This window comes from Flavobacterium sp., from assembly GCF_020217025.1.
Classification (GTDB): domain Bacteria; phylum Bacteroidota; class Bacteroidia; order Flavobacteriales; family Flavobacteriaceae; genus Flavobacterium.
Window position 1 is genome coordinate 1 of record NZ_JAIWOF010000129.1, and the last position, 10,000, is coordinate 10,000.

General features: G+C 31.1%; 11 protein-coding genes. 5 read left to right on the top strand and 6 right to left on the bottom strand.

What is annotated here, in order from left to right; all coding sequences use genetic code 11:
• From LDL23_RS06410 to LDL23_RS06435, 6 genes are all read right to left on the bottom strand, one after another.
• On the bottom strand, positions 1-658 hold a 658-nt coding region (locus LDL23_RS06410; RefSeq protein ID WP_291264966.1), incomplete at its 3' end, for a trigger factor family protein.
• A gap of 101 nt (positions 659-759) precedes the next feature.
• Positions 760-1,104 (bottom strand): phage holin family protein, encoded by a 345-nt coding sequence (locus LDL23_RS06415; protein ID WP_291264967.1) that lies wholly within the window; start codon positions 1,102-1,104, stop codon positions 760-762.
• A 76-nt stretch (positions 1,105-1,180) separates the two neighbouring features.
• Positions 1,181-2,701: an SGNH/GDSL hydrolase family protein gene (locus tag LDL23_RS06420; protein ID WP_291264968.1), complete on the bottom strand. Its 1,521-nt coding sequence runs from the start codon at positions 2,699-2,701 to the stop codon at positions 1,181-1,183.
• 17 nt (positions 2,702-2,718) lie between these two features.
• Positions 2,719-3,951: an outer membrane protein transport protein gene (locus LDL23_RS06425; RefSeq protein WP_291264969.1), complete on the bottom strand. Its 1,233-nt coding sequence runs from the start codon at positions 3,949-3,951 to the stop codon at positions 2,719-2,721.
• A 124-nt stretch (positions 3,952-4,075) separates the two neighbouring features.
• On the bottom strand, positions 4,076-4,840 hold the full coding sequence (locus LDL23_RS06430) for an alpha/beta fold hydrolase (RefSeq protein ID WP_291264970.1): 765 nt from the start codon (positions 4,838-4,840) through the stop codon (positions 4,076-4,078).
• Between the two features lies 1 nt (position 4,841).
• On the bottom strand, positions 4,842-5,555 hold the full coding sequence (locus tag LDL23_RS06435; protein ID WP_291264971.1) for a pyridoxine 5'-phosphate synthase: 714 nt from the start codon (positions 5,553-5,555) through the stop codon (positions 4,842-4,844).
• A 94-nt stretch (positions 5,556-5,649) separates the two neighbouring features.
• On the opposite strand from LDL23_RS06435, the gene LDL23_RS06440 reads away from it, so the two are divergent.
• The 5 genes from LDL23_RS06440 to LDL23_RS06460 form a co-directional block, all read left to right on the top strand.
• The gene (locus tag LDL23_RS06440; protein WP_291264972.1) at positions 5,650-6,309 is read left to right on the top strand and encodes a CBS domain-containing protein; all 660 of its coding nucleotides are present in this window, start codon (positions 5,650-5,652) and stop codon (positions 6,307-6,309) included.
• 11 nt (positions 6,310-6,320) lie between these two features.
• Complete coding sequence (locus LDL23_RS06445; protein WP_291264973.1) at positions 6,321-7,205, top strand: NAD kinase; 885 nt, start codon at positions 6,321-6,323, stop codon at positions 7,203-7,205.
• 120 nt (positions 7,206-7,325) lie between these two features.
• Positions 7,326-8,009 (top strand): DUF6089 family protein, encoded by a 684-nt coding sequence (locus LDL23_RS06450; protein ID WP_291264974.1) that lies wholly within the window; start codon positions 7,326-7,328, stop codon positions 8,007-8,009.
• A gap of 2 nt (positions 8,010-8,011) precedes the next feature.
• A complete protein-coding gene (locus tag LDL23_RS06455) occupies positions 8,012-8,767 on the top strand; it encodes an isoprenyl transferase (protein WP_291264975.1) in 756 nt (251 codons plus the stop codon).
• The coding region (locus LDL23_RS06460; protein ID WP_291264976.1) for a POTRA domain-containing protein at positions 8,685-10,000 on the top strand (1,316 nt) is incomplete at its 3' end. The genes LDL23_RS06455 and LDL23_RS06460, both read left to right, overlap by 83 nt.

Below are 10,000 nucleotides of genomic sequence, written 5' to 3' on the forward strand. Positions count from 1 at the left end.
TTAATTTATGATCATCGTCAAATAAACCTTTAGTTCCAATAGTTACAACATCACCTACTTTTTTACCAATGAAAGCTTTTGCTACTTTTTTATCAGCAAAAATATCTAAACCAAAGTTAGCTGGAGCATTGATTCCTTTTTCTTCATTAGTAAAAGTTCCTCTTACTTCGTAGTCTGCTTTTACTTCAGATTGAGAAATTAATTTTCCGTATTGTTTTTGAATTCTTTCTACTTGCTCATTCAACATTTTGTCATCTGCAATAACGTTGAATTTTGTAACATTATTTTTAGCTGTTAAATCAACTGAAAACTGAGGCGCTAATCCTAATTCGAAATCAAATGATAAGTTATCATTATCCCAATTAAAATCTTCTGTTACTTTTGGAAGTGGATTACCCAAAATATCTAATTTTTCAGCTACTAAATAATCATTTAAAGATGATTGTAAAATTTTGTTTACTTCATCTAATAAAACTGCTTTACCGTATTGTTTTTGAATTAAACTCATTGGAACGCCACCTTTTCTAAAACCTGGAACCGATGCGTTTTTTCTATAGTCAGCTAATACTTTTTCTACTTTATCCGAATAATCTTCTTTCGTAATTGCTACTGTTACAATAGCATTTAAATCATCAACTTGCGTTTTTGTAATGTTCATTATTTCTTTTGTTTAAGTACCATAAAATTTGGGTTGCAAAATTATAGAATTTTTGCAACCCAAACAAGTTTTTAATTTACTGAAATTCAATTAGCTAAAAATTAATCTTCACTAACAAAGATTTTATTTAAAATTGACTGAATAATAGACAATAAGACACTAAATAAAAGTGCATCTAAAAATCCATCAACTCGAAACTCTACAATAAAATAATCGCAGATTAAAATTATTATAGCATTGATAACCAATAAAAACAATCCAAGTGTAAAAAAAGTTACTGGTATTGTAAGTAAAACCAATATTGGCTTTAAAAATGTATTAAGCAAACCCAACACAACAGCTACCATTAAAGCACCTGTAAGACTAGTAACATGAACACCTGGTAAAAAATAAGACAGCACAAAAACTACTATTGTACTGATAAGAAGTTTAATTAATAAATTCATTTTATTTGATTAAGAAATTTAAAATTACAAAAAAAGGCATCAATAATGATGCCTTTTTTAATTTTTATACAAAAACTTAATTTGTACCTACAATATTAACTCCAGGGAAATTTGCTGGTGAATAAATTGGCAAATTAGCGTTATAATGGCTATTGATTACTTTTATAATTTCATTAGCAATAACTGCATAACCACGTGGATTTGGATGAACACCATCTAAAGAAAATAAAACACTACTAGCTGTTGCTGCAGAGAAATAATTAGCAGTATAAATAGTTCCATCTTCAAGTCTTAACCCACCGATTAATTGATTCATAATAGCATTCATATCTGCCACTGCCAAACCTTTAGAAGCAGCAATTGATCGAATAGAAGCATTGTAAGAAGCTGTTGCACTAGCTACTTTAGCTTTTTCATTCGCTGTTAAAACCCATTTATTTGAAAGAGGCACGCTTACTCCATTAATTAATGTAGGATTTCCACCAACCGTTGTACCAATAAAAGAACTTGCTGGTAAAACTATTAAATCTTGTGAAGTAGTCATTCTGTAAGAAAGTATTCCTAATCCAGACAAATTAGTTAAATCGTTATCAACAATTACCACAGGGTTTTTTCCTGCAACAAAGTTGATTTTTCTTTTCATTCTTTCTTGATTCGTAATTAAACCATTTGAAAAAGCTAAATCTAAACCACCATTATATGTAGCATAACCACTATTTAATTGAGTTGCAGTTGCATTATCTAATGGAACTGGATTAAACGGAACTGTTGTAAAATAAGGAATAGAAGTTACACTTGGCACAGTAGCAACAACTCCTTTAGCACCATTCATAGTAAGAGTGTTAACTATTGTAGAATAAACACTTGCAAACACATTAGCATTTGTGATATCATTTCCACCATAAGTAGCAGGATTCATGTTCCCTGTAGTGTTATGATCAGCTGCTGGAGTTACACCATCAGATTGAGCACCACCATTTGTTGCATACGATAAAACATCATTTGCACCAATCCAGTTAGTAAAGAATGTAGGGTTTTTAGACATTGCATCACCTAAAACAGTTGCCGTAGGAGATGTAGCGTGTCTTACAAAATATGGATTTGATTGTCCAAGAGCTACACCTGCTAAATTTCCATAACCAGAAACTCCTAAATGAAATGATTTTGCCCCTGGAACACCCATATTGTTATATGCAGTTGCTTGTAAATTTGAAACCTCAATAGTTGGTGTGCCAACTAAATTTTCAGGACGACCTTGAGAATAATCAATTACCAAACGCGTATTACCAATTTGTATTCCCCCTAACATTAATCCTCCCAAATTATCAACATCATCTTCATAAGAAGGTTGAGTAAATTCTCCTCCACCAACTAAAGCGAATTTTTGAGCAAGTAAATTAGGAAAAGAGTACGTTTGACCTACTCTAGAAACTGTCCCATCCATGTAACCTGCAGTTAATGAATTACCAATAGCTACATATGATGTAAAATCTGCATCACCTGAAGAATAGTTTGCACTTACTTCATTTTCAAATTCTGGCTCACATGATGCAAAACCAGCAGCTAAAATAGCTAAGTATATAAATTTATTTTTCATCTTTCAAATATTAAAAATTAAAACCCGTAAGTTATACCAATTCCTGGTGAAAATACAACAGATTTGTATGTTCCTCCAAAACTACTTCCATCACTAACATGGTCGTAAGAATTATCAACTTCATCAAAATGTAAATACAAGAACGATAAATCAACTCCTAATTTACTATTAAATTGATATGTTAAACCTCCCGTATAACCCATTGAGTCATTTCTTGGTGTTTCTGGAGCAAAGTAACCATTTTGAACTGGGCTTTCATCAAAATACCAACCCGCTCTGAATGTAAATTTATCATTTGCAATATATTGCATACCTACTCTATAAGTACTTGAATTTTTATAATTTCTAGGATTATGTGAATCAGCTACAGCAGGATTAGTAAAATCTACATCTAAACTTTTATAAACACTCCACATTGCTCTATTGTAATCAAACGCCATTAAAAATTTATCAGTAAACTTATAAGACAATCCAACTGTTAACTCAGCAGGTAAAGGTAAATCTGCGTTAAATTTTGTTGTTGGTGCAGTTCCGAATTCAGGGTAGTCATTGAATGTCGCATCCCCGTCTCTTGCTTCCATAATGATTTCAGAACGGTAATTCATACCTATTCTTAATTTATCAGTTGGATTAAACATAAAACCAGCTGTATAACCCCAAGCCGTAATACCTTTTGATTCAATTGTTAAATCTGTTCTTTCTCCTGCTAAATTCGTAGTAGATCTATCAACATTTCTATTAAAATTAACTGAACCAGTGGCAAAAATAGGTCCACCACCCACACTAAAATGTTCTCCAACTCTAACAGAAATAGAAGGTTGAACAAAAATCGCTTGTAAATCAATATTATTAACTAAGTGTGACCCTTCCCAATCTTGATCCCACTCTACAGCACTTCCATACGGAGTATAAACCGCTAAACCAGCCGTAAACCAATCATTTAATTTATAAGTAGCATAAACACTAAAAGGAGTACCAAAATTCTTTGTGTCAGCTTCCCAACCATATCTAGAATTTTGAAATTTAGTATTTGCAAACAACCCATTCGCTCCAACAGATAAATTGAATTTTTTGTCTAAATAAGCCATACCTGCAGGGTTGAAGAAAGCAACCTCAGCACTATTAACCACAGCAACACCCGTGTGCCCCAAAGCCAATTGCTTTTGGCCTTGAATACTTACTCTATATCCACCTGCAAAAGCAGTAGAGCCAGCCAAAGCCAATAATGTTAAAGAAAGTAATTTTCTCATAATGTAAAAATGTGTTAGTTTTTTTTCTTTGTTTGTTATAATCAATACTTCAAAATTATAACAAAATATGAATTTTACAATTTTTTTAACTAAAAAATTATGCATGCATAATTTTTTAGTGGTTTTATTTAATAAAATCTAGTACACAGGAATAAAAATCTTTTGGGTTTTCTGCATGTAACCAATGTCCAGCATTCTTAATTGTTTCAATCTTCGCTTTTGGAAAATGGTGATAAATGGTTTCAAAATCACTATCCAAAATATAATCCGATTTATCACCTCTTAAAAACAAAGTTGCTTTAGAAAAAACATTATTAAAAGGCAAAGCGGTTCCAATGGTTTCTATTTTTTCATTAAAAACTTTTAAATTAAAACGAAAAGCCAATTGTTCTGGAGCAGCCCAATACAAATTCTTTAGCAAAAACTGTCTTGTTCCAAAATCTTTAATGTAACCCGAAACTATTTCTTCAACTTCTCCTCTACTCGGTTTTTTTGAAAAATCAACCGCATTCAAAGCTGCCAAAATGGTTTGGTGATGTGGCGCATAATATTTTGGACCAATATCAGCCACAATTAATTTAGAAACTAATTCAGGATATGTTGTTGCCAAAAGCATTGCAACTTTTCCGCCCATAGAATGCCCAATAATATTGACATCTGTAAGTTGATGATAATCGCAATATTGCTTTACATCTTCTACCATGATATCATATGAAAAATCTTCAGAATGAAAACTTTTACCATGATTTCTCAAATCTAAAGCATGAACTTGGAAGCCTTCATTTGCAAATTGAGTTCCTAAAGTCTTCCAATTGTCTGACATTCCAAGAAAACCATGAATAATTACCAAAGGTTTTCCTTCTCCTTCTATTCTTGAATGCAATAACATCTTATCTCAATTTTTGAAGATACATATTCACTACATTTTCCAATCCTAAATATAAAGATTCAGAAATTAAAGCATGACCAATGGAAACTTCAAGCAATCCAGGAATATTATCTTTAAAAAACTTAATATTTTCCAAACTCAAATCATGACCTGCATTAATTCCAAGTCCTAGTTCATTCGCCTTGATTGCCGCTTTTACGTAAGGCTCAATTCCGCTTTTATTTCCTAAACCATATTCGTGTGCAAAAGATTCGGTATACAATTCAATTCTTTCTGTACCAGTTGCTTTTGCACCTTCAATCATTTTTTCATCGGCATCTACAAAAATAGAAGTTCTAATTCCGTTACGTTGAAATTCTTGAATCACTTCTACCAAATAAGATTGATGTTTTATTGTATCCCAACCCGCATTTGAAGTTAACGCTCCAATAGCATCAGGAACCAAAGTCACTTGAGTTGGCTTGCATTCTAAAACCAAATCAATAAAATTATGTTGCGGATTTCCTTCAATATTATATTCAGTATAAACAACCGATTTCAAATCGCGAGCATCTTGATAGCGAATGTGCCTTTCATCGGGTCTTGGATGTATGGTGATTCCATCGGCACCAAATTGTTGAATGTCTTTTGCAACTTTCAATAAATCAGGCACATTTCCACCTCTTGAATTACGAAGTGTGGCTATTTTGTTGATGTTTACAGATAACTTTGTCATAATAATTTTAAATTTATACAAAAATACAAAGTATAAGTTAGCTAGCATGTGGTATTTTTTGATTATTTTGCGATATATTTTCATCATATCCACAATGAATAATTTAATAAGCTACATAAACAACGAAATTAAACCGCTAAAGCATACCGATTCTATAGCGGAAGCACAGGATTTATTTTTGGATTTCCCATACACTCATTTTCCAGTAACCGAAGATGGTGTTTATATAGGTTGTGTGAGTAAAGAAAATGTAGAACTTTTAAATAGCGCTTCTATTATTAATGATAGTCGATTTCATTTTGAACGTTTTTTTGTTCGCACAACAACAATTTGGCTTGATGTTTTAGAAATTTTTGCCAAAAATGAAAGCAACTTAATTCCGGTTTTAGATGACAAAAATACTTATTTAGGATATTACGAACTTGAAGATGTAATTCGCTTTTTTCATGAAACGCCATTTTTAAAAGAAGAAGGCGGAATTATTGTCGTAGAAAAAGAATCGGATAAATTTTCCATGAGTCAAGTAGCTCAAATTATTGAAAGTAATAATGCTAAAATTTTAGGATTGTTTATTTCAAATGTTGTAGGAAACAAAGTGGAAATTACGGTAAAAATCAGTCAAAGTGGTTTAAACGATATCATTCAAACTTTTAGACGTTATGAATATGAAATTATTTCGGAACATCAGGAAGATTCTTATTTAAATAGCTTAAAAGAACGTTCAGATTACTTAGATAAATACTTAAATATTTAAAATAGATCGTAATGAAAATAGCATTATTTGGTCAATATTATCAAAATAGTACGGCAGAAACAGTACAAAAAGTAGTTTCGTTTTTAGAATCAAAAGAGATTGAAATTGCATTTGAAGCACATTTTTTAGACATTTTAAAAGAAAAAAAAATCGTTTCAAAAAACTACGAAACCTATTCCTGCCACAAAACATTAAATAATGATTTTAAAGCGTTAATAAGTATTGGTGGCGACGGAACCATTTTAAAAGCAGCTACTTTTGTTAGAGATAAAAACATCCCAATAATTGGAATTAACGCTGGAAGATTAGGTTTCTTAGCAACGATTCAGTTTGATAACATTGAGCCTCTTTTGCAAAAATTATTGGACAACGATTACGCCATTTCAAAAAGAACCTTATTAAGTATTGAAACCACTCCTGAATACGACAATTTTAGCGAATTAAATTTTGCTCTAAACGAAGTAACGGTTGCAAGAAAAGACACTACTTCGATGATTACCATTATTACGTATTTAAATGGCGAATACCTTACATCGTATTGGGCAGACGGCTTAATTGTTTCAACTCCAACTGGTTCAACAGGATATTCACTTAGCTGTGGCGGACCCGTTTTAACTCCAAATGTAGAAAGCTTGGTTATTACACCGATGGCTCCACATAATTTAAATGCTAGACCTTTAGTTATTACAGATGATATGGAAATTGAACTTCGCATTTCGGGTAGAGAAGAACAGTTTTTAATTTCATTAGATTCAAGAATATCAGCGGTTTCAAAAGATACGGTGGTAAAAATTAAAAAATCGCCTTTTACCATATCAATTATTGAATTTAAAGAAGAATCATTTCTAAATACGATTCGAAAAAAACTACTTTGGGGAGAAGACAAAAGAAATTAACACCTTTGTTATATCATTTTTCGTTTTTTAACGTTTTTAGTTTATCAAAAGACAACAAAAAAATCCTTTAAAATAGGGATAAGAAGTCAATATTGTTATATTTGCAAACTATTTTAAAAAATGAAGTACTTTTTAATCTATATAACGCTGATTTTCTGCGGGTTTAACACACATGCTCAAATAAACGAATTAGGTATATTTGTTGGTGGCGTTAATTATATTGGTGATGTTGGTCCAACGACTTATATCGCACCGAACGAACCTGCAATTGGAATTCTTTATAAATGGAATAGAAGTCCTAGACATGCTTGGCGATTTTCATATTATCAAGGAAGTTTAAAATCGAAAGACATAGATAGCGATGTTCCAAGCCGATACCTAAGAGGGAATTCATTTGAAAATAGCGTAAAAGAATTCTCAGCTGGATTGGAATTTAATTTTATGGATTTTGATTTACATGATTCTAAAACAAAGGTTTCTCCTTATGTTTACAGTGGTGTAAGTTATTTTATTTATGATGAAATTTACATATTAGACAATACAAGCCATCTCGATTATCAAAGTAGTACTTTTGCTATACCAATGATGGTAGGAATAAAAGGTAGATTTTTTCAGAATTTTGTAATTGGAGCTGAAGTAGGATTTCGTTATACGTTTACAGACAATTTAGACGGAAGTAATCCTAAAAATGACAATTTTGAAACGTTGCGTTTTGGAAATTTAAATAGTAATGATTGGTATGTATTTACCGGTTTAACATTAACATACACATTTGGTAAAAACCCTTGTTTTTGCGTAAAATAAAAATGGAGCTAGTTCAACAAATAAATACAGCAACTCTTCCACAGCATTTAGCCATAATTATGGATGGAAATGGAAGATGGGCTAAACAAAAGGGATTAATTCGAGCATTGGGCCATGAAAGTGGAACAAAGTCGGTTAAATCTACCGTTGAAACTTGTGCTAAACTTGGAATAAAAAACCTGACGCTTTACGCTTTTTCAACTGAAAATTGGAATCGTCCAAAATTAGAAGTAGAGACCTTAATGAAACTGTTAATCTCTTCTTTAAAGAAAGAAATCAAAACATTACAAGCGAACAATATCAAATTAAATGCTATAGGAAATTTAACAAATTTACCCATAAGCGTTCAAAAAGAATTACAAGAAGTAATAGACAAAACTTCTGAAAACACTAGGATGACACTAACTTTAGCACTTAGCTATGGCGCTAGAGAAGAACTCATACAAGCTGTTAAAAAAATTTCAAACAAAGTTAAAAATAATATAATTTCTGAAGAGGCTATTGACGAATCAATTATTAATCAGCATCTTTACACACACAATTTACCAGATGTCGATTTAGTAATCAGAACAAGTGGCGAACATCGTATAAGTAATTTCCTGTTATGGCAAATAGCCTATGCAGAATTTTATTTCACGGAAGTCCTTTGGCCTGATTTTTCAGAAAATCATTTATATGAAGCAATTATTAGTTATCAAAAAAGAGAACGCCGCTTTGGAAAAACTAGCGAACAAATTATACCCGAAAAAAATGTTTAAAAAAGGATTACAACTACTTTCAATTTTTATATTACTAAACAGCTCTTCCATATTTTCTCAAGAAACTAAACTTGAAAACGGAAAAGAATACATATTAGCTAAGGTATCTGTTACAGGAAAAATTTCCTATAACGAGCAAACTGTTACAACCTTCACTGGATTGGAAAAAGGACAATCTATCGTTGTTCCGGGAGAAGATATAAGTATAGCTATTAAAAAACTTTGGAAATTAGGATTATTTTCTGATGTAAATTTTTATGTTAATGAAATTAAAGGTGATAGTATTTACCTTGAATTGAACATCAATGAATTGCCTAAAATTTCTGACATTAAGATCAAAGGTGTCAAAAAAGGAAAATCAGAAGAAATAATTAAAGAAACTGAATTAAAGAAAGGTAAAATAGTAAATGAAAACTTACTAACTACTACTAAAAATTATATTGAAAACAAGTATAAAAAAGAAGGTTTTTACAACACTAAAGTAGCCATAAATACGATACCAGACAGTACAAATAGTAATGTTAACATGGTAATTAATATAGATAAAGGAACAAAAGTTAAGGTAAAAAGCATCGATTTTGAAGGAAATTCAGAATTAACAGATGCCAAATTAAAAAAAGCATTTAAAAATACGAAACAAAAAAATGTCTTACGAATATTTAAATCATCAAAATTCATTAAAGAAAAATACAAAGAAGATTTAGATAACGTTGTTACAAAATACAAAGAAAAAGGACACAGAGATGCTCGTATTATTTATGACTCGGTATCATATAACAAAAAAAATAACACTATTGCAATCAAAGTAAAAGTAGAAGAAGGAAGAAAATACTATTTTGGTGATATTAGATACCTTGGAAATACGGTATATACTGACCGACAATTAAACAACATTTTAGGAATAAAAAAAGGGGATGTTTATAATGGAACCTTACTTCAAAAGAGAATTGCAGACCAGTCAAAACCTGATGGATTAGACATAACTAATGAATATCAAAATAACGGTTATTTATTTTCAAGTGTTAATCCAGTTGAAGTGAGAACTGTTAACGATACTATTGATTTTGAAATTAGAATTACCGAAGGACCAATAGCTTATTTTAATAAAATTACAGTTGTAGGGAATGACAAAACGAATGACCATGTAATCTACAGAGAATTAAGAACAAAACCTGGTCAAAAATACAGCAAAGAAGATTTAATTCGATCTATTCGTGAAATTGGTCAATTAGG